The sequence below is a fragment of the Mesorhizobium sp. B2-3-4 genome (assembly GCF_006442315.1).
GTDB lineage: Bacteria > Pseudomonadota > Alphaproteobacteria > Rhizobiales > Rhizobiaceae > Mesorhizobium.
The window spans coordinates 1-24,256 of sequence record NZ_VFVY01000017.1 but is presented as its reverse complement, the minus strand read 5'-3'; the positions used below and the strand labels follow the sequence as shown (position 1 = coordinate 24,256).

The 24,256-nt window shown below is 63.4% G+C and carries 27 protein-coding genes and 1 pseudogene; 13 read left to right on the top strand and 15 right to left on the bottom strand.

Annotation, left to right across the window (positions count from 1 at the left end; translation table 11 throughout):
- Positions 1 to 15: 15 nt before the first annotated feature.
- Positions 16 to 708 carry a hypothetical protein gene (locus FJ967_RS23020; protein WP_246675361.1) on the top strand — a complete coding sequence of 231 codons (693 nt, stop codon included), beginning with the start codon at positions 16 to 18 and terminating at the stop codon, positions 706 to 708.
- A gap of 375 nt (positions 709 to 1,083) precedes the next feature.
- On the opposite strand, the gene FJ967_RS23015 is transcribed toward FJ967_RS23020, so the two are convergent.
- On the bottom strand, positions 1,084 to 1,329 hold the full coding sequence (locus FJ967_RS23015) for a hypothetical protein (RefSeq protein WP_246675360.1): 246 nt from the start codon (positions 1,327 to 1,329) through the stop codon (positions 1,084 to 1,086).
- 450 nt (positions 1,330 to 1,779) lie between these two features.
- Here FJ967_RS23015 and FJ967_RS33790 point away from each other — a divergent pair, with 450 nt between their 5' ends.
- The 10 genes from FJ967_RS33790 (at position 1,780) to FJ967_RS22955 (ending at position 10,339) form a co-directional block, all read left to right on the top strand.
- On the top strand, positions 1,780 to 2,394 hold the full coding sequence (locus tag FJ967_RS33790; protein ID WP_246675359.1) for a hypothetical protein: 615 nt from the start codon (positions 1,780 to 1,782) through the stop codon (positions 2,392 to 2,394).
- Positions 2,395 to 2,786: 392 nt separating this feature from the next.
- On the top strand, positions 2,787 to 3,830 hold the full coding sequence (locus FJ967_RS22995; RefSeq protein ID WP_140734109.1) for a PilN domain-containing protein: 1,044 nt from the start codon (positions 2,787 to 2,789) through the stop codon (positions 3,828 to 3,830).
- Positions 3,831 to 3,833: 3 nt separating this feature from the next.
- Positions 3,834 to 4,436: a type II secretion system protein GspM gene (gspM, locus tag FJ967_RS22990; protein ID WP_140734108.1), complete on the top strand. Its 603-nt coding sequence runs from the start codon at positions 3,834 to 3,836 to the stop codon at positions 4,434 to 4,436.
- Positions 4,433 to 4,990, top strand: a complete 558-nt coding sequence (locus FJ967_RS22985; RefSeq protein WP_140734107.1) for a hypothetical protein — start codon at positions 4,433 to 4,435, stop codon at positions 4,988 to 4,990. The genes gspM and FJ967_RS22985 overlap by 4 nt, the downstream gene beginning before the upstream one ends.
- The gene (locus FJ967_RS22980) at positions 4,980 to 5,921 is read left to right on the top strand and encodes a general secretion pathway protein GspK (protein WP_140734106.1); all 942 of its coding nucleotides are present in this window, start codon (positions 4,980 to 4,982) and stop codon (positions 5,919 to 5,921) included. The genes FJ967_RS22985 and FJ967_RS22980 overlap by 11 nt, the downstream gene beginning before the upstream one ends.
- Positions 5,922 to 5,924: 3 nt before the next feature.
- Positions 5,925 to 7,568 carry a GspE/PulE family protein gene (locus FJ967_RS22975; protein WP_140734105.1) on the top strand — a complete coding sequence of 548 codons (1,644 nt, stop codon included), beginning with the start codon at positions 5,925 to 5,927 and terminating at the stop codon, positions 7,566 to 7,568.
- Positions 7,568 to 8,785 (top strand): type II secretion system F family protein, encoded by a 1,218-nt coding sequence (locus FJ967_RS22970; RefSeq protein WP_140734104.1) that lies wholly within the window; start codon positions 7,568 to 7,570, stop codon positions 8,783 to 8,785. The genes FJ967_RS22975 and FJ967_RS22970 overlap by 1 nt, the downstream gene beginning before the upstream one ends.
- A complete protein-coding gene (locus FJ967_RS22965) occupies positions 8,782 to 9,255 on the top strand; it encodes a GspH/FimT family pseudopilin (RefSeq protein WP_140734103.1) in 474 nt (157 codons plus the stop codon). Before FJ967_RS22970 ends, FJ967_RS22965 begins: the two co-directional genes overlap by 4 nt.
- Positions 9,252 to 9,623, top strand: coding sequence for a prepilin-type N-terminal cleavage/methylation domain-containing protein (locus tag FJ967_RS22960; RefSeq protein WP_140734102.1), 372 nt, complete (start codon positions 9,252 to 9,254; stop codon positions 9,621 to 9,623). Before FJ967_RS22965 ends, FJ967_RS22960 begins: the two co-directional genes overlap by 4 nt.
- Positions 9,624 to 9,697: 74 nt before the next feature.
- Positions 9,698 to 10,339 carry a general secretion pathway protein GspJ gene (locus tag FJ967_RS22955; protein WP_246675358.1) on the top strand — a complete coding sequence of 214 codons (642 nt, stop codon included), beginning with the start codon at positions 9,698 to 9,700 and terminating at the stop codon, positions 10,337 to 10,339.
- 36 nt (positions 10,340 to 10,375) lie between these two features.
- On the opposite strand, the gene gspG is transcribed toward FJ967_RS22955, so the two are convergent.
- Genes gspG through gspD form a run of 3 tightly spaced genes read right to left on the bottom strand, consistent with a single transcriptional unit; the run spans position 10,376 to position 13,466 of the window.
- Complete coding sequence (gene gspG, locus FJ967_RS22950; RefSeq protein ID WP_140734101.1) at positions 10,376 to 10,843, bottom strand: type II secretion system major pseudopilin GspG; 468 nt, start codon at positions 10,841 to 10,843, stop codon at positions 10,376 to 10,378.
- The gene (locus tag FJ967_RS22945; protein ID WP_140734100.1) at positions 10,843 to 11,337 is read right to left on the bottom strand and encodes an A24 family peptidase; all 495 of its coding nucleotides are present in this window, start codon (positions 11,335 to 11,337) and stop codon (positions 10,843 to 10,845) included. The genes gspG and FJ967_RS22945 overlap by 1 nt, the downstream gene beginning before the upstream one ends.
- A gap of 2 nt (positions 11,338 to 11,339) precedes the next feature.
- Entirely contained in the window at positions 11,340 to 13,466 is a 2,127-nt protein-coding gene (gspD, locus tag FJ967_RS22940; protein WP_140734099.1) for a type II secretion system secretin GspD, read from the bottom strand.
- A gap of 656 nt (positions 13,467 to 14,122) precedes the next feature.
- Between gspD and FJ967_RS22935 the strand changes: the two genes are divergently transcribed.
- Entirely contained in the window at positions 14,123 to 14,722 is a 600-nt protein-coding gene (locus FJ967_RS22935; RefSeq protein WP_181176103.1) for a TetR/AcrR family transcriptional regulator, read from the top strand.
- A 34-nt stretch (positions 14,723 to 14,756) separates the two neighbouring features.
- Here FJ967_RS22935 and FJ967_RS22930 read toward each other — a convergent pair whose 3' ends face one another.
- Both FJ967_RS22930 and FJ967_RS22925 read right to left on the bottom strand, forming a co-directional pair.
- Entirely contained in the window at positions 14,757 to 15,623 is an 867-nt protein-coding gene (locus FJ967_RS22930; protein ID WP_140734097.1) for an NAD(P)H-binding protein, read from the bottom strand.
- Positions 15,620 to 16,462 carry an SGNH/GDSL hydrolase family protein gene (locus FJ967_RS22925; RefSeq protein WP_246675357.1) on the bottom strand — a complete coding sequence of 281 codons (843 nt, stop codon included), beginning with the start codon at positions 16,460 to 16,462 and terminating at the stop codon, positions 15,620 to 15,622. Before FJ967_RS22925 ends, FJ967_RS22930 begins: the two co-directional genes overlap by 4 nt.
- 12 nt (positions 16,463 to 16,474) lie before the next feature.
- On the opposite strand from FJ967_RS22925, the gene FJ967_RS22920 reads away from it, so the two are divergent.
- Positions 16,475 to 16,672 carry a hypothetical protein gene (locus tag FJ967_RS22920; protein ID WP_140734096.1) on the top strand — a complete coding sequence of 66 codons (198 nt, stop codon included), beginning with the start codon at positions 16,475 to 16,477 and terminating at the stop codon, positions 16,670 to 16,672.
- 189 nt (positions 16,673 to 16,861) lie between these two features.
- On the opposite strand, the gene FJ967_RS22915 is transcribed toward FJ967_RS22920, so the two are convergent.
- The 9 genes and pseudogenes from FJ967_RS22915 to FJ967_RS22875 form a co-directional block, all read right to left on the bottom strand.
- Positions 16,862 to 17,521 (bottom strand): flavin reductase family protein, encoded by a 660-nt coding sequence (locus FJ967_RS22915; RefSeq protein ID WP_181176102.1) that lies wholly within the window; start codon positions 17,519 to 17,521, stop codon positions 16,862 to 16,864.
- Positions 17,522 to 17,582: 61 nt separating this feature from the next.
- Positions 17,583 to 18,359, bottom strand: coding sequence for an SDR family oxidoreductase (locus tag FJ967_RS22910; protein WP_140734094.1), 777 nt, complete (start codon positions 18,357 to 18,359; stop codon positions 17,583 to 17,585).
- Between the two features lie 197 nt (positions 18,360 to 18,556).
- On the bottom strand, positions 18,557 to 19,381 hold the full coding sequence (locus tag FJ967_RS22905) for an SDR family oxidoreductase (protein ID WP_140734093.1): 825 nt from the start codon (positions 19,379 to 19,381) through the stop codon (positions 18,557 to 18,559).
- Positions 19,382 to 19,395: 14 nt separating this feature from the next.
- On the bottom strand, positions 19,396 to 19,899 hold the full coding sequence (locus FJ967_RS22900; RefSeq protein ID WP_140734092.1) for a VOC family protein: 504 nt from the start codon (positions 19,897 to 19,899) through the stop codon (positions 19,396 to 19,398).
- Positions 19,900 to 19,988: 89 nt separating this feature from the next.
- Positions 19,989 to 20,960: a LysR substrate-binding domain-containing protein gene (locus FJ967_RS22895; protein WP_140734091.1), complete on the bottom strand. Its 972-nt coding sequence runs from the start codon at positions 20,958 to 20,960 to the stop codon at positions 19,989 to 19,991.
- 93 nt (positions 20,961 to 21,053) lie between these two features.
- The gene (locus tag FJ967_RS22890) at positions 21,054 to 22,007 is read right to left on the bottom strand and encodes a LysR substrate-binding domain-containing protein (protein WP_246675355.1); all 954 of its coding nucleotides are present in this window, start codon (positions 22,005 to 22,007) and stop codon (positions 21,054 to 21,056) included.
- Positions 22,008 to 22,199: 192 nt separating this feature from the next.
- Positions 22,200 to 23,351, bottom strand: coding sequence for a branched-chain amino acid ABC transporter substrate-binding protein (locus FJ967_RS22885; RefSeq protein ID WP_140734316.1), 1,152 nt, complete (start codon positions 23,349 to 23,351; stop codon positions 22,200 to 22,202).
- 284 nt (positions 23,352 to 23,635) lie between these two features.
- Positions 23,636 to 23,986 (bottom strand): DUF6867 family protein, encoded by a 351-nt coding sequence (locus FJ967_RS22880; RefSeq protein WP_140734089.1) that lies wholly within the window; start codon positions 23,984 to 23,986, stop codon positions 23,636 to 23,638.
- A 111-nt stretch (positions 23,987 to 24,097) separates the two neighbouring features.
- Positions 24,098 to 24,256 (bottom strand): annotated as a pseudogene (locus FJ967_RS22875) (ABC transporter ATP-binding protein); the annotation flags it as partial.

Genomic DNA, 24,256 nt, shown 5'->3' with positions numbered 1-24,256 from the left:
GGACTGGGCAGGAAAATGAGTGAAGAGAAAATGAGTGAAGATTTGTCAAATTACTCAACAGAAGAATTGATACGATTGGCCAGGGGCACTGCGGAAAGCAGCCATGGACTGAGCTACAAAGCGACAGAGCAAGCTATCGGAAGATGGCGAGAGGGAGTAGATCTGGAGGATCTTGTAAAGCTTATTGAGTCCGAAAAGTCAGACGATCGAATAGCTGGCGCATACTACTTAAATGAAGTTAGTAAGGATTTTGTCATATTAAAGATTGCCGCTATAAAACTTTCTAGAGACGCTCTTTCAACGTGCAGACGTGCTTTTGTTTTATACATTACTACCTCCGGCTACTATGACGAAGAATTAGCTGAGCTGCTAGTAAAATGCCTTCTAGACCTAGACCTGTATGTTCGCGTGTCAACCATAAAATGGGCCATGAGTTCATCTCAAGAAGTTTTTCTGGATTTTTCCAAACGGGTTGAGTCCGGCACTGGAAGACCGGGGCCAAAATTCTCTAACCCACTAAGCAATGATTTTTGGAATAGCTCGAACCGAAATCGTGCACTACGTGGAATTGAGATCGCTCGTCGTTTCCGCTTGGGTGAGGAAATCGGAGTTATCAGGAAGAGTGTAATAGGGGAGGATAGTTTTATCTTCGATAGTATAGAGTTTTCTAACACGACTCGAGAACGCTACGCGAGATGGAAAAAATAAAACTATGGTGGCAATTAACGGCGATGATCGGTGACAGTGCACTAATTCTATCTATAGTCGCACGAGCGCGCTATAGTCGCACGAGCGCGGATCCAACTTCACTGAAACACCATGAATTACGGCGGCACTGCTTTTTTGTGTTGATCCAAATGATCCTCCGAATTGACGACATACCCGCCTTGCATGAAAGCGTGGCTAATCGGCCCGCCGCACCTTCGCTGATATCCACGTCGAATTACGGTGACAGTGCACTAATTGGCAGCTATCGTCGCCGTTGAACCCCGTATCACAGCGCCATCCTGATGGCCCGCCTCGCCTGCATTGTCGTTCCCGGCCCGCCGCACCACGTCATCCAGCGCGGCGAGGGCGCGCCGGTCACGCGGACTCAGTGGCCAGATGGCGGCCAGGCTGAGCGGATCGGCCCGCAGCGTGCCCGCGGGTTGAGACAACGAAAGGCGCTGGACCGATCCGCAGGCCCGGCGAACCGGCGTCCAGCACGCCCGCAAGCGTCTTTGCCTTGACGACGTGGTAGGAACTGTCTTCTTCCGACGTCGTGGCGAACACGATGTGCACCTGCGCCGGATCAATCGGCGTCGCGGCCAGAAGGTCGAGCTCGGCCATGTCGCGCGCCTGCCGAATCGGCAGCCGCCGAGCCGCCAGCTGTTACCGCCCGACTTTGAGAATTGCATCTGCGAAAATCAGGCGTATCCTGCTTGTGCGCATGTGAGCATAAGGTGGCGCTTGGCGCCTTGATCGGCCACCACACTAAGAACCACCCTCGGATGGCGACCGACAGGGCGATGTCATCGAACGCCATGGAATTACGGTGACAGTGCACTAATTGGCCGCTATCGTCGCCGTTGAACCACCTATTTCTGCGCAATCCCAATGGCTCGCCTCGCGCGCATTGTCGTTCCTGGCCTGCCGCACCACATCACCCAGCGCGGCAATACGATTACGCGCTCTACAAGAACCTGTTGGTCGAGCATTGCCGCGCCGCCAATGTCGGCATCTGGGCATGGTGCCTAATGCCGAACCATGTGCATCTGATCCTGACGCGTGATGGCCCCGATGGCCTCCAGCGCGCTCGCCAGGGTTCACCGTGCCTATGCGGGATTGCGCTTACATGGCTATGACAATGCCGACCGGCTGACGGCGAGCACCAATCTGGGCGACAGCACCCTCTCGGAAAGCTTCGTCTATGCCGCTAACGACAACATGCTTTCCCGCAGCCGTGTCGCCGGCACGTATACGTATCCGGCAGCGACGTCACCCCGCCCGCATGCGCCAACCTCGGTCGGCGCCAATGCGATGGCCTATGACGCCAATGGCAATCTCACATCGGACGGCAGCCGCACGCTGAGCTGGGACGAGGCCAACCGGCTGAAGACCGTCACGCTTGCCTCCAACACAGTCAACCTGACCTACGGACCAGACGGAGCGCGCACAAAGAAGAGCTCATCCTTCGCCACCACGCTCTATCCCGACGCCTCCGTCGAGATCGATCCGGCGACACCGGGCGCGGAGATCTACACCCGCTATCCGCATCCCGACATCAAGGTCACCGGGAATTACGGTGACAGTGCACTAATTTCGATCTATGATTCACGATCGCGTATCCAACTTCCTAGAACGCCATGGCACGCCTCGCCCGCATCGTCGTTCCCGGTCTGCCCCACCACGTGACGCAGCATGGCAATGGGCGAGCCAAGGTGTGTTTCACGCCGGACGATTACGCGCCCTATAAGAGACTGCTGGTCGAGCATTGCCGCGCCGCCAATGTCGGCATCTGGGCATGGTGCCTGATGCCGAACCACGTACATCCAATCCTGACGCGTGATGGCCCCGATGGCCTCCGGCGCGCTCGCCAGGGTCACCGTGCCTATGCGGGATTGCGCTTACAGTGCCCAATTTGTGTGAAGAGCAAGACAGACGGCCAAACGCATTGCCACGCCCCCCACAAACCTGTGACTAATCCCCTCCCTCCCGCTCTGTTTCACACGCATCTCCACCCGCCCCTGTAAGCTCCAAACGCGCGCCCGGGCGAGAATCAGCGATGGCGTGCGGGGTGGGGCGTCATGGCGACGTATGGGGCGCAGGTGCTGGATGGGTTCGACTGGTGGCGCGATGAATTGCGCGCGGCCTGGGCGAGCTTCGTTCCCGGCGCCAGCCAGACAAAACCGTCGGATTGCTTGATCGGCATCGCCGATGACGGCATTCGCGTCCATGCGGCGGGCGCGCCGGCGTTCCAGTCGCGGCCGCTGGAACAGGATGCGACCACGGACGAGATCGCCGCGCCGCTGCGCACCGGGCGCCGCCACCCTTGCGTCGCCATCCGCATCGACAGCACGCTTGCCCTGAAGCGGCAGCTTGGCGCGCGGCGGCTGCCGGTGCGGCAGGCGCGCGACATGGCCGAGCTCGACCTTATGGCGTCGACGCCGATCGATCCGTCGCAGGTGCATATCGTCTTTGCCGGCGAGGCCGAAGGCGGCTGTTCCTATTTCGTGGTCAGGAAGAAGACGCTGGCGCCGGCGCTGGACGCCATCCGCGCGGTCGGCGGCAACCTCGGCTCCCTCACCATCGCGGAGGCCGGGCGGACACTGCCGGCCGATCCGCTCAGCCTCGCATCGGTCTGGCCTGCCCGCCCCCGCGACCGCCTGGCGCGGCGTGCCTGGATCGCGGCGTTCGCCTGCGTGCTCTTCGGGCTTGCCGCCACCTATGGCCATGCGCAATGGCGCAACTGGCAGGCCGCCGGCATGCTCGACGAGCAGATCGACAGCGCCCAGGCCCAGGCCAGGAAGGCGCGCACCGCGCTGCAGAAACGCCAGACTGAACTGGAGCAGACCGAAAAACTGCGCGCCGAGAAGAAGAACGCCGTCTCGGTGGTGCGCATCCTGGCCGAACTGACGCGGCTCTTGCCCGACAGCGCCTGGGTGAGCGACCTGAATTCGCGCGGCAACCAGCTGACGATCACCGGCTTTGCCGCCTCGGCCGCCGACCTGATCCAGCCCATCGACGCCTCGCCGCTGTTTTCAGCGCCGGAATTCTCCTCGCCGGTCACAAGGGTTCCCGGGCAGACCGGCGAGCGCTTCACCATCACCGCGAAGGTCGGGGAGCCCTGAGCGATGCTGACGGCCATCCTCAACAGTCGCCTGGCTGTCCGCCGCTCGCTGGCCGTGGCGATCGCCGGCCTCTGCGCCCTGCTGGCCGGCTGGCTGCTGTTTGCCGCGCTCGGCAGCGTCGCCTCGGCCAGCGCCGACATCGACGACAAGCGCGCCACGCTCGGCCAGATCGATGCGGTGGTGGCGCTGGCCAAGACCATGGAAGCGTCAGCGCCGCCGCCCGCCGCCGCCGGCAGCGGCGAGTTCCTGTCCGGCGACAGCGAGGCGATCATCCGCGGCGGGCTGCAGACGCGGCTGAACGCGATTGCCGCCGCCAACAAGGTGGTGGTGCTGTCGGCCGGCAACGCGCCGGCGCTCAACGAGGACGGCGTCGCCTATCTCGGCTTGCGCGCCAATGTCTCGGGCACGCTGGAAGGCGTCCACGGCTTCATGCTCAGCCTCGAAACGACGCTGCCGGTGCTGTTCGTGCGCGAAGCCACCTTGCGGGTAACCAATGTCGCGCCGTCCGAAGCGCCGAACGTCGAGCCGGAGATTTTCGCCGAAGTGCTGTTCTACGGCGCGCTGCCGTCCGGCATGGCGGCGGCGACATCGGGAGCAACGCCGTGATCAGGCTCGTCACGGCACTCGGTCTTGGCGCGGCGGCGGCGGCCCTCGCTTTGGCGAATGTGGCGCTCTACGACACGCCGGTCGACATCTCGCCGACAAGGCCGTCGGCGCAGCGCAGCCTTCGCGAGGCGCAGGACCCGGCAACGGGCCTGCCGGCGGAGATCGACGCCAGCGGCTTTGCCGAAACGTTCGCCCGCCCCCTGTTCACCCCGACGCGGCGCAAATTCGTGCCCGTCGCCGACGGAGCCCCGCTGGCGCCGGTGGCGGCGGATCCCGTCGCGCCGGCACAGCCCGTGGCCAGCGCTGCGCCCGCGGCAGCGCCGGCGCTGCTCGGCGTCAGCATCAGCGGCGCCGGCGCCAGGGTGCTGCTCCAGCCCGCCGGCGCCGACAAGGCCAATTGGTACGGCAGCGGCGAAACCGTGGACGGCTGGAGGGTTGCCGGCGTCGAAAAGGATGCGGCGACCCTGGAACGGGACGGCAAATCGGCCCGCATCCTGCTCTATCCGCCGGTGATGCGCCCCCCTCCTCCCCCCGGAGGCGGCGATGGGCTTTGATCCTGCCGACGATGGCAATGACGGCTTCGGCCTGGTGGCCGTGCTGGTCTTCATGCTGATCGTTTCGGCTGTTGTCGTGCCCTTCGCACTGACCGCCAGGACCCGGCTGATGATCGCCGGCAACGAGATGGAGCATGAGCGGCTGTCGATGGTCGCCGACGGCCTGGTCAATGTCGTGGCCAGCGAACTGTTCGACGATCAGGCCGCCACGAAGCTGCCGCAGAATGCCGAGCCGGCGCGCTGCCATTCCGGCCAGTTCAGCTACGAACTCACGATCCAGGACCACAGCGGCCTCATCGATCTCAACGCCGCCAGCGACCAGTTGCTGACGCAAGGCGTGGCATCCCTGGGCTTTGCGCCGCAGACCGCCGGCGAGATCGCCAAGGCCATCGTCACGTTCAGGGGGCCGCCCAACGCCTTCGCCGCCGGCGTCCAGCCGCAATCCTCGCTCGGTCCACGGCAGAACAAATTCGCGGCGTTCGAATCCGTATCGGAACTGCAGGAATTTTCCGCGCTCGCCGCAATACCGCTGCGCGATCTCTACGGCGCTTTCACCGTCGATCTCAAGCAAGGCTCGATCGCTCTGGCCAAGGCGCCGCGGCGGCTTCGCACTATCGTCACCGGCACATCGCCGGATGGTCAGCAAGATGGTCAGCAAGAGGGGCAGCAAGAGGGGCAGCCGGGTGGAGAGGACAATGGCGGCACGGTCTACACGGTCGAAGTCACCGCCAGGCGCGACGGATCGGGCATCGTCGGCCAGGCCGGGCTGGTGGTCGAAAAATCCCCGCTGATGGCCACCGGTTTCAGGCGGGTCTCGAGCATGCCGGCGGCGGAGATCGGCGCGGCCGAGCCTACGGCATCGGCGCCCACCACGGCTTGCGACCGGCTGTTCGGCGGCGCCGTGGCGCAGCTGCTGGGGCAGTGGAGCTAGACCATGAACGCCACGCCGCAGACCTCCCGCATCGAAGCCTTCCTTGCCTATCTGGAGGGCGAGAAGATTCTGACCGCGCACAGCGCGCAGCGCGCCCTGGGGGCGGCGCGGACATCGGGACATCCGTTCGACACGGTGATGACCGAACTCGGCCTGATCGGCGAACAGGAGCTCGCCAACACTCTGTGCCGCTTCCTCGACGTGCCCGTCCTGGCCGAGGTGCCCGAACAGCTCAGCCCGCAAATGCTGGCCAGCGTGCCGCTGTCCTATCTCAGGGAAAACGCCGTCCTGCCGCTGGAGATGGATGAGCGCCAGCTGGTCGTGGCGGTGGCCGATCCCTTTTCGGCGGCGACCATCGATGCGCTCGCCTTTCACTGGGAACGCACGCCATCGCTGCGCGTCTTGCCGCGCCGCATGATCGGCGAATGCATCGACCGGCTGGAGCGGTCGGCGGCGGAGGCGGTGTCGCTCGAAGCCGGTACGGCCGGGCCTTCGGATTTCGGTTCCGACGACCTCGAGCGGCTGAAGGATTTCGCGCGCGAGGCGCCGATCGTGCGCTTCGTCGCCGACACCATCCACCGCGCCGTCGATGCCAAGGCGACCGACATCCATATCGAGCCGCTCGAAGATCATGTGCGCATCCGCTTCCGCAATGACGGCATGCTCTCGGTCGTCGACACGGCGCCGTCGGCGATGCTGTCGGGCGTATCGACACGCATCAAGATCCTGTCGCGGCTCAACATCGCCGAAAGGCGGCTGCCGCAGGACGGGCGCATGCGCATCGCCGTGCGCGGACGCGACGTCGATCTGCGCGTCTCGGTCATCCCCTCCATCCACGGCGAGGCCATCGTGCTGCGCATCCTCGATCGCGCCGGCGTCGAATTGCGGCTGGACAAGCTGGGCTTCGACGACGCAGCCCAGGCCAAGATCAGGCAGATGTCGCAGGCCGCCAACGGCATCGTGCTGGTCACCGGCCCGACCGGCAGCGGCAAGACCACGACGCTCTATTCGATCCTGGGCGAGCGCTCCCGGCCCGACGTCAAGGTGTTCACCGTCGAGGACCCGGTCGAATACAGGATGGCCGGCATCACGCAATTGCAGATCAATCCGGCGATCGACCTCGATTTCGCCACCGCGCTGCGTTCGATCCTGCGCCAGGATCCCGACATCATCCTGCTCGGCGAAATCCGCGACCGCGAAACGGCGCAGATCGCCATCCAGGCAGCGCTGACCGGCCATCTGGTGTTTTCGACGCTGCACACCAACAGCGCCGCCGGCGCGCTGACCCGCCTGCGCGACATGGGCGTCGACGGCTACCTGCTTGGCGCGACGATCCGCGGCGTCATCGCGCAGCGGCTGCTGCGGCGCGTCTGCCCCGCCTGCAGGGGTGCGGCCGAGGCGCTTGCCTCCTGCAAGAGCTGCAACGGCACCGGCTACAGCGGGCGCACCGTGACCTACGAGATGCTGCAGGTGTCGCCCCGCATCGCAACCCTCATCGACGAAGGCGCCAGCGAACTGGAAATCACCAAGGCGGCATCCGAAGCCGACCTGACGCCGATGGCAGCGCACGCGGCGACCCTGGTGCAACGCCAGGTGACAACGCTCGAAGAAGTCCGGCGCGTCATCGATCTCGATGGGGGCGGCTGATGCCGGCATTCGCCTATCGCGCCTATCTCGCCGACGGCAGCAGGGAGAACGGCCTGGTCGAGGCGCCGACCAAGCAGGACGCCGCCCGCAAGCTCGCCCAGCAGGGACGCCGCTCCTACCATCTGGCGCCGGCAAGCGAGGACAAGGCGCGGATCGGCCTGCCCGGCAAGGCCAGCTTCACCCTGACAAGGCGTGTCGACCTCAGCCGGCTGTTTGCCGAGCTGTCCGTGCTGCTCAACGCCGGCTTCACCATCGATCGCGCCATGAGCGCGGTCATTTCGGGCAAAGGCAATGCCGCCAGGCGCCAGCAGCTGCAGACGGTGCTCGACCTCACCACCGGCGGACGCTCGATCGCCGATGCGTTCATGACCTTGCCCGGCATCACGCCCGATGTCGCCGCATTGCTTGCCAGCGGCGAACGCAGCGGCAAGATGGCCTATATATGCCAGCGCCTGGCCGACACGTTCGAAGCCAAGGCGAAGCGCCGGGCCGCGATCATCGAGGCGCTGACCTATCCGGCATTCCTGCTGGTGGTGATGAGCGGCGCCATGGTCATTCTGGCGACGGTGCTGGTGCCGGCGCTCGAGCCGATCTTCGAGGGTTCATCCGCCCGCAAACCCCTGACCATGCGCATGCTTTCGGCCTTCGGCAGCGTCTTCAACGACTACCCCTTCGTCTTCCCGCTGATCGCCCTGCTGGCGCTGCTCGCCTATCTCGTCCTGTCGAGATCGGCTGCTGCGAAAAGCGTCTTTTCGCGCTGGCTCCTGAAGACGCCGCTGGTCGGTTCGCTGGTCACCAACGCGGTGCTCGCCCGTTATCTCGAGACGCTTTCGCTGCTCCTGGGCAACGGCGTCACCATGAGCGAGGCGTTGCGGCTGGCGACCAATGTTTCGCAGCAGAGTTCGTTGAAGGCGAGCTTCACCGCCATCGAGGAAGAGGTGGCAAATGGCGCCCGGCTGCACAACGCCGCCGCCAATGCCGGCCTGTTCGACAATGCGACGCTGTCGCTGATCTCGCTGGGCGACGATGCCAACGCGCTTCCCGTCGTGCTCGACCGCGCCGGCAAGATGCTGCAGACGGCGCTGACCCGGCGGATCGACACGCTGCTGAAGCTTTTGACGCCGGCCATGACGATTTCGCTCGGCTTCCTTGTCGGCAGCCTGGTGGTCTCGGTGATGACGACGATCCTCAGCATCAACGATCTAGCGCTGCAATGAGGGCATTTGCCGCCGCGCCGCAGGACGAGGACGCCGCCGCCGGCTTCACCCTGATCGAGATGCTGGTGGTGCTGGCGATCATCGCCGTCGTTGCCGCCATCGCCGCGCCCGGCATCGTCCAGCGATACCGCTCGCCAAGCCTGGATGCCTTGTCGAGCGAGATCATGGCCAGGCTTCGCATGTCGCGCACGCTGGCGATCGCCACGGCGAGGCCGCAGCAGGTCGTCATCGATACCGGCGGCCGCACGATCCGGTTCGGCGACCGGCCGGTGCTGGGCCTGCCGCAGGATGTGAAGATGACCATCACCACCGGCCGCGAAACGGTGGCGGACGGGCGCCTGGCGGCTCTCACATTTCTTGCCGATGGCAGTTCGTCGGGCATGGAGATCGACCTGCAGCGCGCCGGACAGGCAAGCCATATCGAGGTGAACTGGCTGACAGGGCTCGCCAGCCGCAAGGCCAATCCATGACGCAGGCCAACAGCGAAGACGGCTTCTCGATCCTCGAAATGATCGTCGCCATGACCATTCTCGCTCTGGTGCTCGGCATTGCCAGCCAGACGATCGTGCTGGCCAGCCGCAGCATCGTGAAGGCGCGCGAGCAGGTGGAGGCAGCGCGCAAGGTGCGCGCGATCATGGCGCAATATGACGCCGACACCGAAAGCGGCACAACGGCCGGGCTCGACGCCGTCGCCAGATCAGGCTGGACGGTCAAGGTTCAGCCGATGGGCGGCCCGAAGGCGAAGATCACCGCCATCGTCATCGAAAACGGCGGTGCCGGGGCGGGAAGCCAGTCGTTTGTGACCTTCATGCCTGTCCGGCAGCAGACCCGGCCATGAGTTTTTCTGCTGTCCCTATCGCCGCGTTCCGTCTCGCCTCCCTTCCGCGGCAGGATCGGCGCCGCAGCCGGAAAGTGCCGTCGAGTACACCACACCAGGCTGCGCGACGCGGCGCGATCGAGGGCTTCGCGCTCATCGACGTGCTGGTCGGACTAGCCATGCTGGGGGTGATTTCAGCCCTGATGATCGTGTTTCTCGGGCAGGCGCGAACGATGGTGCGCATCGAAAATGCGAGCCAGATGCAGATGGAGGTCGACGCCGCGACGCGCTTTCTCGAAGCCGCGCTCGGCAATGCCGAGGCCTTGCCCCTGAGCCAGTCGACACCCGACGATGTCATCTACTTCAGCGGCGCGGCCGACCGGCTGCAGTTCAATGGCATCATGGCGATCGGCTTCGGTTCATCCGCGCTGAGACAGGTTTCGATCCTGCCCACCGGCGATGGCCGTCTGTCGATCGTCCAGCAGCCGCGCCGCGGCGACGGCGCCCGCGATATGCCCGAAAACCGGACCGTGCCGCTGATCGGCGGCGTCACCGGCGTGCGTTTCGAATATCTCGATGGCTCGAAAGGATCCTGGTCGGCGGACTGGAAGCTCGACCGGCGGCTGCCGACCGCCATCCGCTTCAGGATCTCCACCGCCAGGGACGGCGCGACCTATACGTCAGACGGCTTTGCACGGCTCAGCCTGGCAAACCTGCAGGGTGAGTCGGGCAGATGACGCGGTCGTTTCCCGGCTGCCTCGGTGGATCGTGCATCAATTGGTGACGTCCTGGTCTTCGCCGGTCCCGTCGGGCTTGCCGTCGCGGCCGAAGGTGCGGATCACAACGCCGCTGGAATCGGCTTTCAGTTCGTAGGTGTAGGGCTTGCCCCAGGGATCGTTGAGACCGCCGGTCGTCTTGAGATACGGACCGTTCCAGTGGGTATCGCGGGGCGGCGCCGTCACCAGTGCCTTGAGGCCCTCGTCATTCGACGGATATTTGGCGTTGTCGACATAATAGAGTTCGAGCGCGCTCTCTATGTTCTTGATCTGCGCCTTGGCGGCGCTCGTGCGCGCCGAGCCGAGGTAGCGCAGCACCTGCGGCGCGACCAGCGTCGCGATCAGGGCGATGATGGCAAGCACTACCAGGAGCTCGACCAGGGTGAATCCGGCCTCGCTATCCCCGGCTTTGGTTTCATTGTCCCGCTTGCTTTCGGCTCGGCCGATGAGACGGAAAATCTGCATCACAGCATCCCCAAATTCAGTCCGACAAAGTGTTCGAATGCCCATGCGCAGCCGAGCCCGAGCGCGATGAAGGGGCCGAACGGCACCCGCGTCCGCGCCGCCGCCGGCCCCGCTGCCACGACCTGTCCGCCGATGAACAGCAGCGCCGCGGCGCTGGCGATGAACAACAGCAGCGGCAACAGCAGCGGGCTGATCCACAAGGCCGCCGCCGCCAGCATTTTGACGTCGCCGAGGCCGAGACCGATCCGGCCGGTGAGCAGGAAATGGCCGCGCCGCAATGCCCAGAATACCGCCAGCGTCAACGCCGCGATGAGCACCTGCATGGCCGCATTGTCGCGCTGGGCGATCAGCTGAAAACCGAGCCCGCCCGCGGCCAGGGCCAGATTGAGCCCATCGGGGATGATCATGCGCCTGAAGTCGACGACCGATATGGCGACAAGAATGGCCGCCAGGACCAGGCCGGCAACGATCAGGGTCGCAACATCCGCTTGCATGGTCAGTAGGCCAGTCTCTTGAGGTCCTGTTGCAGAGGCGTGCCGCCGCGCCGCTTCTGGATCGGCGTCTTCAAGCTGATCTTGCCGCGGAACTCTTCCGTCACCTCGCGCGCTTCGCTGATGTCGCGCACGACGCGCGGCCGGATGAAGATGATCAGCTCGGTTCGCCCGATCGTGTCCGTCTTCTGCTTGAACGCGTTGCCGAAGATCGGGATGTCGCCGAGGATCGGCACCTGCGTGCGGTCGACATTGTTGCGCGACTGGATGAGGCCGCCCAGCGCCAGGCTCTCACCGTCATTGACCAGCACCCGGGTCTGGATCTTGCGCTGCTGGATGGTCGGCGAATCGATGCCGGAGCTGGTCGTCTTGGTCACGTTCGAGACCTCCTGCTCGATGTCGAGCATGACCCGGCCTGCATTGTTGATGCGCGGCGTCACCGTCAGGATGACGCCGGTGTCCTTCATCTCGACGGAGACGACCGGCGAAGTGCCGAGGGTCTGGTCCACCACTTGCCGTGTGGCGATCGGCACCTGGTCGCCGACCTGCAAGATCGCTTTCTGGTTGTTGAGCGCCATGATGGTCGGCGCCGAGATGACATTGACGTCGGTGATGCTCGACAGCGCGTTCAGCGTCACCTGGATATTGTCCGTAGCGTAGCTCCAGTTGAAGCCGGGGAGTGCCGCCGCGGCAACGCCCTTGGCGACGTCGGACACCGAGATCTTCATGCCGCCATTCTCGAAGAACCAGCGCAGGCCGTACTTCAACTCGTCATTGAGCGTGACTTCGGCGATGACGGCTTCCAGCATGACTTGCGTCGGCAGCACGTCGACCTTGGCCAGGATCTGCTCGATGCGCTCATAGTCGCGCGCCGTGGTCTGGATCAGCAGCGCATTGTTCTCGACATCGGCCACGACGCTGGCATGCGGCTTCGGCTGCCCGTCGGGCGCCACTTCCTGCATCGGTGACGGCCCGGTCAACGGCGCCGGCGTGACGCCATCGGACTGCAGGGTGATCGGCGTCTGGTCGGGCGCGACATTGGACCCCGCCGAACTTCCCTCGGTCTTGACCGGGGTACCCAGCACCGAGCTCAACACCTCGGCCAGTTCCTTGGCCGGACGGTTCTGGATCTGATAGACAAACAACTGGTCCTCATTGGTCTCGGCCAGCCTGTCCAGCTTGGCGATCCAGCTCGCGGCGCGGGCGAGATAGGCGGGGCGCGAGGTGATGACCAGCACCGAGTTCAGCCGATCGTTGGGGATGAACTGGATGAGCTTGGCGCCAGGGCCTTCCTTGGTGCCGAAGATCGAATCGAGTTCCGAGGCGACCGCCGACGGCTTGGAGGCCTTCAGCGGATGCAGCGCCACCGACATGCCGCGCATCCAGTCGACATCGAAGACCGAGACCGCCTCGCGGATGGCGTCGAGGTCGCTGTTGTTGCCGGCGACGGTGATCAGGTTGCGCGTCGAATCGACCCGCAGCACCGAACCTTGCCGGGTGATCGGCTCGAGGATGGTCTTCATCTCGTCGGCGGCGATGTACTGCAGTTGCAACACCTGCACCTTGACGCCCGGCCCGGACGGCGAAACCGAGGGCACGCTGACCGAAGGCGTGCTCGACAGCGTCTCGGACAGCGGCACGATCTGATAGGTGCCGCCGCGCTTGACGATGCCGGCGCCGTTCACCGCCAGCGCCGATTCCAGTATGTCCGACAGCGCGTCCTTCGACACCGGCTTCGACGTCTGCAGGGTAACCGTGCCCTGGACGCGCGGATCGACGACATAGTTGACATGCAAGGCGTCGCCCAGCACTGCCTTGGCGGCTTGCGCCACCGGTGCGTTGACGAGGTTGAGTTCATACTGCCCGCTGCCGTCGCCGGTGACCTCGGTGACGGGAGCGGCCGACGACACGAACTGGCCCGAGCCTTGATACTGCGCGCCGTTGAAGCGCTGTGCCTGGTCACTGGCCGAGGTGACGGCGCCGGGGCCGGTGTAGCCCGCACGCAAGGGCGAATTCTTGGAATGCAGGCTCTCGACCGTCTCGGTGAAGAAGTCCTTGCCCGGCGTGGCACTGCAGCCGGCAACGACCAGCAGCGTGCACAACAAGACGCTATGACCCAGCTTGCTCGACATCTACCCGATTCCCCTAGGTCTCTACTATAAGATTTCTTGCAAGGGGATGTCGGGAATGGTGGTGGTGTTTGGGGTCTATCCACAGAACAGGTGACAGGAGGCGAGTTCGATCAATTGGGAGATCGATGGCGAACGTATACACTCCAGCAACGGAGCGCGGATCGGGCGGGATTGTTTTGGGTCAACGAGAGGGCTGCCCTGGCTGGGAGATCAACCCTGCATCGCGAAAAGTGCACTGACAGCTTAATTCCCAGGACGAATCCGTACTTGCGCCCGATAAATCGCTGCGACGCCCACCCCGCAAGCCACGGCGGATTCCCGGCAGGGAGCGTGGATGCAGTCCACAGGGGTAGGCAGGGACGCGTATGAAACAAAGCGGGAGGGAGCGGATCAGTCACAGGTTTGTCGCGGTGGGCGGTGACCTACTTTCGGGAACGGCTCCGAGCGGGTAGAAGTCCGCACGAGGCATGAAGCTGTCGTTTACGCGGTGGAACGTTCGTCGGCTTCGTACCAGGCTTTGCCGTTCTCGTCGGTCCTGCAGCCGCCCTCCCCGTGGACCCTCGAATGCCGCCAGCTTCAACGTCTTCGGCCTCACGTTGGACTTGCAGCGCGCGAGGCGCTTTACCAGCGTCATACGACTGGGTATTTTCCCCTGCATGACGCATAGCGCGAACATCTCGGCCCGGCGCACTCCGCGGCAATACCGCTCACGTCAAACCGTGGAAGCCGTTCTTGCCGCCGTCCCCCTGATCTTGAAGCGGCACGGCGCGGGCGCGATGACGACGAACCGCATTGCCGAGGTGGCGGGAGTCAGCATCGGTTCCCTTTATCAATATTTCCCCGACAAGCGGTCGGTTTTCAGCGCTCTGCATGAGCGCCACGTGGTCGACGTGCGCAGCCTCCTCGAGCGCCACGTCGCGTCATATGGGTCAGCGCCGTTCAGCGCGTTTGTCGTCGACCTTGTGGAAGAGTTGGTCGATCTTCATTGCGTGGATATGGAGTTGCACCGGTTGATTTCCGTCGCGATCAATGAGGGACCGGAGCATTTTCGGGCCGCGCTGCACGCGGCCTTTGCCGAGTGCATCATTCGATGCGGTGCCAGGGATATGGACCGCATCCTGTTTGTGCTGCCAAATCTTGTTGAAGGGCTTGTGCATGGAGTGACTTTATCGCCACTCACTTCCCGGCAAGCCAAGGGCGAAGCGGTCAAGGCGACGCTCGCCTATTTGGCGGTCCACCCGGAACTCAGCCGGTAACCCTGTTTGCAAGCAAACAGGGTTGGGAGCGCTCTCAGGATCGCGTTGCCTTTCCGCCAAAAGCGCCGATGTTTTCCCCGATCCAGTCGACAAAACTCCTTGGCGGGCGCCCAAGCTGCTGCTCGACGCCGGCGCTGACCGTGGCAAGGCGCCCCTCGCGTACGGCGCGCCAGATATCGACCAGCGCTTCGGCATAGGCGCGATCAGCCCACATCAGCGCCCCGGCCAGGGCCTGCGCATCCGACAGGGCTTTGTAGCCGACGGGTTTGCTTATTGCGGCCCCGATCGCCGTGACCATGTCCCGATAACTCAGCGCCTCCCGGCCCGTAATGACCAGCGGCGTTTCCTGGGCCCGCTTTCGCGTTAATGCCGACACAGCGACGTCGGCGATGTCGCCGGGATGGATGAAGGCAATCTTGCCATCGCCGGTCGATGAGAAGAGCGCGCCGTCCGTCCGGATCGAATCCGCCCAGCTTAGGGCATTGGACATGAAGGCCGCGGCTTGAATGAACGTATGCGGCACACCGCTCCGGCGTATGGCCGCCTCGCCGCGCGCGTGCCAGGGACCCGTTCCAATGCCGGTTGTGACATCGAGCGTCGAGAGCTTGACGAGATGCTCTATGCCGGCCTTGCGCGCCGCCAGCGCGCAATTTGCATCCCTCTGCGCCAGATCGGGGCCTGTGTTGATAAGAAAGAGCGCCTCGGACCCCTCGAATACGGTCGCCAGCTGTTCAGCAGGCCAGGTGAGGTCGCCGACCCGGATTTCAACGCGATCGCCGTAGACCTTCCGCGCCTTCCTCCTGTCGCGAACCAGCACGCAAGGCTCCTCGCCCCTTTGGAGCAGGCGCGTCGTGACCAGAGAGCCGATGTTTCCGGTCGCCCCTGTGATGAGGTACTTCAATTCAGGTCACTCCAGGAGCGCAGAACCTCGAGTGCGATGCGGCGCTGTCCGTTTTCGGTGAAATGGAGGCCATCGTCCATCAACAATGCGTCGAGCGAAGACGCATCGAACCGCTCGAAGAGATCAACCACGGCGTCGCCGAACCCGTGCATGGCCTTTGCGACCTCTGCAATGTCTTCATTGCGGAACCGCACACCGAAATGGGAGAGCGCCCAATGGTTCGTCACCCGGTCTTCATTCACGGCAACCGGCGTGACCCAGATGTGCCGCGCCTTGGTTTCTCTCGTGATCCGCGACCGGAACTCGGCAAGATTGCGCGCCGTCTCTTCGCGATGGACAATGGTCTTGGTGGGTTCCCCGCCTTGCGTCCTCGCATCGTTCAAGCCGAGAAAGAACAGAATCCAATCCGGTGCGGCGGCGAGCACTTCGCCGATCCGGATGAGCCCATGGGTTGTCGTGTCACCGCTGATGGCACTGGCCACAACCGATATGTTGTCGGCCGGCCGCCGCGCCGAAAATATCTCCTGCAGGATGGCCGCCCAGGATTGCGGATCGGACGTGCGGCTGTCGCCAAGAGCACAGACCCGGGCGCCTGCCTGCAACGGCAGCCGATCGACCATGGCTCCAACATGCGGGTCCGCCAACAGTTCCTGCGCCGCATTCTTGGCCCCCGCTGTGAGCCTTGCGAGTTCGGCTGCATAATAGCCGGGATCAAGTCCCAGCAGCGCGGCGCGTGCGGCCTCGGTGAGCGAGGTCCCCCCGGGCAGCGAGGCGACCGTCTTTTCCGGCTGGAAGACCTTTACCATCCAGTGCATCTGTTCTTTGGACATGTTCATCATGCGAACCCTCTCTTGAGCGTTGAGGGCACCAAATTATGGCGCGATCGCCTGATCGTCAGCTCGCGTTTTGGCGTGCATAAGCCATTGAAAAATAATCACTTATGGATGCACCACTCAGATATTTGGCATCGCTCCATGTCGCCCCGGGGAATGCATGCCGTCCTCGATCTTCGCGGCAAGCGACTGGCTATCGAGCGCGTGGAGCAGTGAACGGTCCGCGCATGGGACTGCGCCATGAAGGGACAAACGATCGGTATGCGCCCTCGCACCATTCGCGAGCGCTTTGCGGTCCGACGCTTGTCGCTGTGCTGCCGCCAACCGCGGCAGCTCCTTGAAAGAGCGCCACCTCGGCGACGCTCCCGGCTCTGCTGCGGAACCGTGGTCCGAGACCGGACCTGGCTAGCGTTTCTCGTTGGAGACACGGTTTCCCATGATGCCCGCGTACCCCGGCGGGGTGGGGCGAAGGCTGGACATCAGGTCGTCGACCTCGGATCCCAGTTTCACCGTCGTGCGCTCGAAGGACGGCGTGAACGTCAGGCCGTAGGGGCCCCCGCAATAAGTCGCTGGACGGGCCACCTCCCAGATGAGTTTTCCATGCTCGTCCATCACGTCCGATGAGCAGGATGCGGCCACCACCTCACCGACAATGGTAAGCCGGTCACGCCACTGCATGTTCCACAGGACGCGGCATTCGAAGTGGCGATCATATTCAGCGATGCGCGGTGGCTTGACGACCCTGCTGTCCATGGCGGTGAGGCCGGCATAGTCCAACTCGTTCTTCCCCGCGGGGAGGTCCGCGCCGGTGAGGCACATCGAGCGCAGGTCTTCTGGCGAGAACGACGGGATGTTGACCACGAACTCTCCGGTGGCGGAAACGTTATGGGCGGTATCCCTGCCGAGCCCGATGGTGAACGTGACAGCAACCGGGTCATGCGCAATGCGCACCACCGCGCCCATCGCCGAGGCGTTGACGTTTCCATCGAGGTCGACGGTGGTCACGACGGCAGGCGTTGCGCTGAGTGCGTACATGTTGTCCCAGTGCGCAGGGTCGATATTCACGAATGTGCGGGATCCCGCGTGTGTCATAGCGATTCCTTCGTCGGTCTTCGGGTTGCTGGGGTCAGATGTGTTTGACGCTTCCGCCGTTCACGGGCAGATCGGCTCCCGTGATGTAGGAGGACTCGTCGGAGACCAGGAATGCGATCGTGTTGGCCACGTCCTCGGCAACACCGGGCCTTCCTAGGGTGATGCGCCGCTCGTCGCGAACATAGCGCTCGATCGCGGTTTCGACGTCGGTACCAAGGCGGCTCGCCAGTTGCTCGGCAAATCCTCCGGGCTTGTCCCACAGCGGTGTCCTGATCGACCCGGGGGAGACCGCGTTGACCCGTATGCCGTGAGCGCCGAGTTCTTCGGCCAGACCGCGCGTGATGGCCAGCAGACCAGCCTTGGTCGCCGCATAGTCGACGAAGTAGGGATCGACCACACGCGCCGTGGACGAACAGGTCATGACGATCGAGCCATTGCCGGATTGCCGCAGCATCGCAATCCCCGCTCGCGTAATTCGGACCGCGCTCATCACGTTGACGTTCCACACCAGCAGCCAGTCGTCATCGGTAATCGTCTCGAAGCCGTTGCGCGTCGGCGCGATGCCGACATTGTTCACGATCGCATCGAGCCGGCCGTGCTCGTCCCGAACCCGGGCAACGAGTGCCGCGCATCCGTCAGCGGTGGAGAGATCGGCGACAACGCCGGTGACGGCGTCCAAGGCCTCCGGGAATGGCGTCAGATCGCCCGACACGACATGCGCCCCGAGCGACCTCAGCTTGCGCACCGTGGCCAGTCCGATGCCCGATGATCCTCCGGTAACGAGTGCTACTCGCCCAGACAGGTCGGTCATATCAAGTTCTCCCAGTAGAGGTGTGACGAGTGTCGGTGCCCGATGTTCAAAGGCCGCGAATATCCTCACCACCCAACATGTCGTTGATCATGTGCGGATACCGGATGGTCTTCCGCTCGTCGAGTTCACATGGTCCTGTGGACACACCCGATGCCGTAAGGTCCCCGGAACAGACTTATATGGCAATGGAATATTGCTCAGTCTGATATCTCCTGGCGGAATATCGTTTCCGGAGGGACGCCCGGGCCACGCTCCGGTCTTACCCCACCGTAAGGGGTCCAGGTCTGGGCGATCAGCCAACCACAATCGATCGGCAGGTTCACCCCGGTGACCGCGCTTGCCGCCGGCCCGGCGAGGAAGGCGACAACGCTGGCTATCTCTTCTGGCTTCGCCATGCGGCCGAGCGCGGAATTTTCAAGTGCGCCCGCGACGCGCTCGCCCCTGTCGATTGCCTGCTGAAGCGCGGGCGTCAGCGTATATCCAGGCGACACCGCATTGACCCTCACACCGGAGCGACCCCATTCCGCGGCCAGGCATTGCGTCATGGACACGACCGCCGCCTTCGATGGCGAATAGGCGTGCAACGGCATCGATGCTTCGGCAGCGATCGATGCTATGTTGACGATGCTGCCACCGCCATGGGCAGCCATGCGACGGCCGAAGGCCACGCAGGCGACGTAAGTGCCGCGCTGGTTGACGGCGATGACCTTGTCCCACAGCGCGATATCGAGCGTCTCCGGCGACAATGGCCGCTGAAAGATACCGGCACAGTTGACCAGAATGTCGACCGCGCCGAACCTGGCCTCTATCTGACTTGCGGCAGCCTCGACCGCGTTGTCGTCCTCGATATCGCAGGACCAGCCGTGCCCGTCGATCGCCTTGGCCAGCACGTTCGCCGCCCCGCCGTCGCGATCGAGAACAACGACGCGCGCGCCACGCCTGGCCAGCTCACGGCAGCATGCGGCGCCGATGCCGCTGGCGCCGCCGGTGACGACCGCGATGTTTCTGGAAGCGTCCGTCATCTGGTCCTCCTGCCTCAGGACGTCGAATCATTCGGCGCCGGTCGCCAGGCAGTTTGCGGACTCTCGATGAGCTCGATCGTCACACCGTCATGATCGCGCATATAGCAAACCCGCCGGCCGCCATTCGGACCGCCGGATCCGATTTTCACCGGGCTTGCCAGTGGCTGGAAGCCATGCTCTCCCGCCGCGAGGATCAAGGCGTCGATGTTCACCACGTCGAAGGCAAGATGCGCGAAACCGGTGTCGCAAGGGCGGGACTGAACACGCTTTCGATCGTCCGGGGAAAAATACTGGATCAACTCGACGACATGACCGGCCCCAGTCAGGTAGGCTACCTCGATGTCGGCCCCGGTCACGCCAACGACGATCTCGATGATCCGCCGGTCGCGTCCGGCGCGCGAGGTCAGCGTGAAGCCGAGGCAATCGCGGAAGAAGGCAACCGACCGATCGAGGTCGGAAACCGTAAAACTGGTGTGATTGGTGCCAAGAATTTGGTAGCCGGCCTCGGTTTCGACCAATGGAAAGCCCTCCCCGACAAGGTCGCCGTTTGACCGGCCGCCCGTCCGGCTCCATCGGTAGAGGCATGGCCGGATGGCGGCAATTGAGTTTAGTTCCCGCTGCTATTGCCTTCGCGAATGCCCGGAAGCAGCGGACAGACATCCATGGTTGCGGCAACGCTGCGAAGCGTCTCGAGAAATGCCTTCGCTGCCGGCGCCATGGGCGCATCGGTGCGGGCAGTGACGCCCACCGAATTGATCGTCTCGCCGATAACGATCGGCAGCACCACCAGGCGACCCGACAGCACGTCACGTTTCGCCACCTGCCACGGCCAGACCGCGAGATAGTCCGAGGATGCCAGCAATTCGCTGTTGGTGAGCAGCGACACCGACTCGATCGCGTTGCCCGGCGTTTCCAGTCCGGCATCGCGAAATGCCTTGTCGATCTGCCGTCGCAACACCGTCTCGCGCCTGGGGAGAATCCAGTCGGACTTCTCCACGTCGGCAAGACCGATGTCAGGCCAATCCGCCAGAGGATGGCCATGCCTCACGACCACGCAAGCCATGTCCTCGAACAATGTCTCGTGGGCAACATCGTCTCGTTCGAGCATGCCTGGCAGGCGCCCCACGATCATGTCCAGCTGACCCAGATGCAGCTCTGGAATCAGCGCGTCATTGGTGCCCTCGACAATCGAGACGGTAAGCTTCGGCCGCGTGCCGCGCAGTTGATAGATCGCCTTCGGGACGAGTTCGGCGGCTGCCGACCACTGCGTTCCGATCGCCACCCTGCCATTTGCTCCGTCGAGAAGCTCGACCAGCTCCGTGGACGCCTGCTGCAATTGGGCGAACACCTGGCGGGCATGCACAATCAGCCCATGCGCGAAAATGGTTGGAATGGCACCCTTGATGGTTCGTTCGAACAAGCTGATGCCGAGCAGCGCTTCGGCTTCCTGCAGCGCCTTCGTCACGGCGGACTGGGTCATGTGAAGGTGCTGTGCGGCGGCCACGAGACTGTTCTGCTCGGCGATCGCCACGATCAGGCGCAGATGGCGGATGGTCAAGCGATGGACAAGTGTCTGCACCAAGGGGAGCGCCTTCGAAACTGCGCGATGGCGCCAGCCTCGCCAACGCCAGCGACATCGCATGGCTGTCACCGAAGGGCTATTGAATTTAAGCTATGCCGGTATAACCGCCCGGTCCTGCGGCAGCGGAAATGCCGGGATTTCCGCAGCCACCTCGCGCAGCATGGTCACCAGCATCTTGGCCGCGGGCGACAGGCGCGCGCCGAGCCGTGTGGTGATGCCGACCGGCCCTTCCGTCGGTCGGAGCCGCACGGGCAGGATCGCGATACGGCCGGTCTGCAATTCGCGCTGGGCAACCTGCCACGGCCAGACCGACACATAGCCGGCGTCGAAGATCAATGCCCTGTTGGTCAGAAGCGATACCGATTCCACCGCATTCGAAGGCGGCGCCAGGCCCTCGTCGAAGAAGGCCAGATCGATCTGCCGCCGCAGGGTCGTCTGCTGACGCGGCAATATCCAGTCCAGTGCCAGAAGGTCGTGCAAGCCGAGATCGTTTCGGCCGATAAGCGGATGCCCTGCGCGCACGACGATGCATCCCGCATCCTGAAACAGGGTTTCCTGCTCAAGACCCTCGCAATCCCATATCTGCGGCAGTCGTCCCAGCACCAGATCCAGTTCGCCCTGTCGCAATCCCGGCAGCAGCAGGTCGTTGGTGCCTTCCTTGATCGAAATGGCGAGCTTTGGCCGCTCCTTCTTCAACTTGACGATCGCGTCAGGCAGCAGGCTGGCCGATGCCGCAAGCAGGGTTCCTACCGCGATCCGGCCGCCGGTGCCGTCGCGCAGATCGCTGATCTCCTCCGCGGCACGGCTGAGATCGGTCAGGACCAGGCGGGCATGAGCCACGAGTGCCTCGCCATAGATGGTCGGGATCACACCCCGGTTGGTGCGCTCGAAGAGGTCGACGCCCAGCATGGATTCGATTTCGCGGAGCGCCTTGGTCACCGCCGGCTGCGTCATGTTCAGCCGCTTGGCCGCGCCGACGAGATTACGCTCCTCGGCAATCTTGATGACCAGCCGCAAATGGCGAAAGGCCAGTCGTTTCAGCAAGTGCTCCAGTGAAGGATCCTCGGCGCCCCGTTGGTATGTCATATGTTTATAACAGGGCCTGGAGATAGGCAACGAAGGGCGGTGAAAGCAAAATTCCCTCCCATTGCTGGGAGGGAGGCTGCGGCTTTATCCACAGTGCTGTATGGCGCTCGTGCCGGACCAGGACGACGCTTCCGGCCCGGCAGGCCGAGGTCAGTCGGTCAGTTCATTGCCGGCGTAGTCGAGACCGCCGGAAGCCGTCGGTTTCCAGACATACATGACATAGTTCGCTTGAAGCATGTCGCCGCGCTCATCATACGAGATCTTGCCGATGACGGTATCGAATACATGTCCGGAGTGCATGTATTCCGCGATCTTTTCCGGATCTGTCGATTTAATGGCGTTGGCGGATTGCACCAGTATCTGCACCGAAGCGTAGCATTTCACGGTGAATGCCTCCGGTTCGAATCCCGCCGCCCTCATCCGCTCGACAATCTGCTTGGCCTCCGGATTCTCGCGGGGATCGGGCGTGTACGTCATCAATGTTCCGGCGCCGCCGGGGCCGGCGATAGCGCCGAAATCGGTCGTCACCAGGCCGTCACCGCCCATCAATGGCGCTTGCAGGCCCTGGTCACGCATCTGCCGGATGATCAGCCCGGCCTCCGTGTAAACGCCGCCGTAGTAGAGCACGTCCACATTGGCTTCCTTCAGCTTGGTCACCAGGCTTGAATAGTCCTTCTCGCCGATGTTGATGCCTTCGAACACAACCTCGGTAATGCCTTTCTCGTTGATGCCTTTCTTGACGATCTGTGCCAGTCCTTCGCCGAAAGGCGTCTTGTCGTGGACGATGGCTATACGCTTGCCCTGAAAATGCTTCACGAGATAGGCCGCCGCCACCGCGCCTTGCTGGTCGTCACGACCGGTGGTGCGGAAGGTGTTCCACAGGCCGCGATCGGTGAAGGTCGGATTGGTCGATGCCGGCGTGATCTGGATGATGCCGTTCTCGGCATAGACGTCGGATGCCGGAATGGAAACGCCTGAGTTGACGTGCCCGATCACCCATTTGACGCCGTCGGCGACGAACTTGTTGGCGACCGAGACGCCTGCTTTCGGATCGGCGACATCGTCACCGATCTCGTACGACAATTGCTGGCCCGCGGCTCCGCCGGCGGCGTTGAAATCCTTGACGGCCATTTCAGTGCCGCGCTTGAACTGTTCGCCCCAAGGAGCGCTCGAGCCGGTGAAAGGGGCGGCAACACCTATCTTGACGCCTGCACCGTCAGCCGACGCGGGCAAGGCAAAAGCAAGACCTGCGAGTGCGAGGCCGGCAAGCATGGCCAGCGGCGAGGCAAGACCCTTTGACAGGAATTTGGACATGAGGTTCTCCCATTTCGTCAGAACTGCGATGCCGCGCTGCCGGTTTGTTTATTCTTCGCTCTGCCGGGCCTCGGCCCAGGTCGCGTCTTTTCCAAACGCTTCATCACGATCGCATGGCCAATAGGAGCGCGGCCCTCCATTCCAATCAATTGAAATTCCTTCACCCTGATATTACCGATCGAGCAGAAATGCCGGCCGAAACGCAAAAGGCGCATCGCCTTCCGGCGATGCGCCTCGAAACAGGGCCTCGCGCTGCGCGCGAAGGAGCGGCCCTAGGATTTGACGCGTTTCCAGCTCAATAAGGAAGCTCTTTCGTAGAGCCAATTATACTGTGTGACCATCTGGTTTGTTCGTGTGTATTGATAGCCGACGAAGCCCAGTATCATCAGCACGATGGTGTCGACGATGTAGTAATGCAGTGAGAACATCGTGCCGTCGAACAGCGCGTGATGGATGAAGCGGATGCCGATGCCGAGACCCAGCATATAGGCGAACAGCTGCGGGAAAGTGCGCCATGTCTGGGCGCTGGCCTTGCCCGTCATCCATGCCGCCCAGCCGCCGAGCAGGCAGGTGACGAAGAAGAACTGCCAGATCGACTGCTCCTCGTAGAGAATGCCTTGCATGGTCGATACTCCCTAGCATGATCCCGAAAAGTTGCAGACTTTTCGGACAAGCATTATGCGACAAACAAAAAATTGGAGCGGAATATCGGATGCACCTATTCCGCTCCAAACTCAGTGATGCCCGCCTTCGAGATAGGCGGCGCGCACTTCGGAATTGGCGAGCAGTTCCTTGCCGGTGCCGCTCATCGTCACGTTGCCGTTGACCATGACATAGCCGCGATCGGCGAGTTTGAGCGCGCCGAAGGCGTTCTGCTCGACCAGGAACACGGT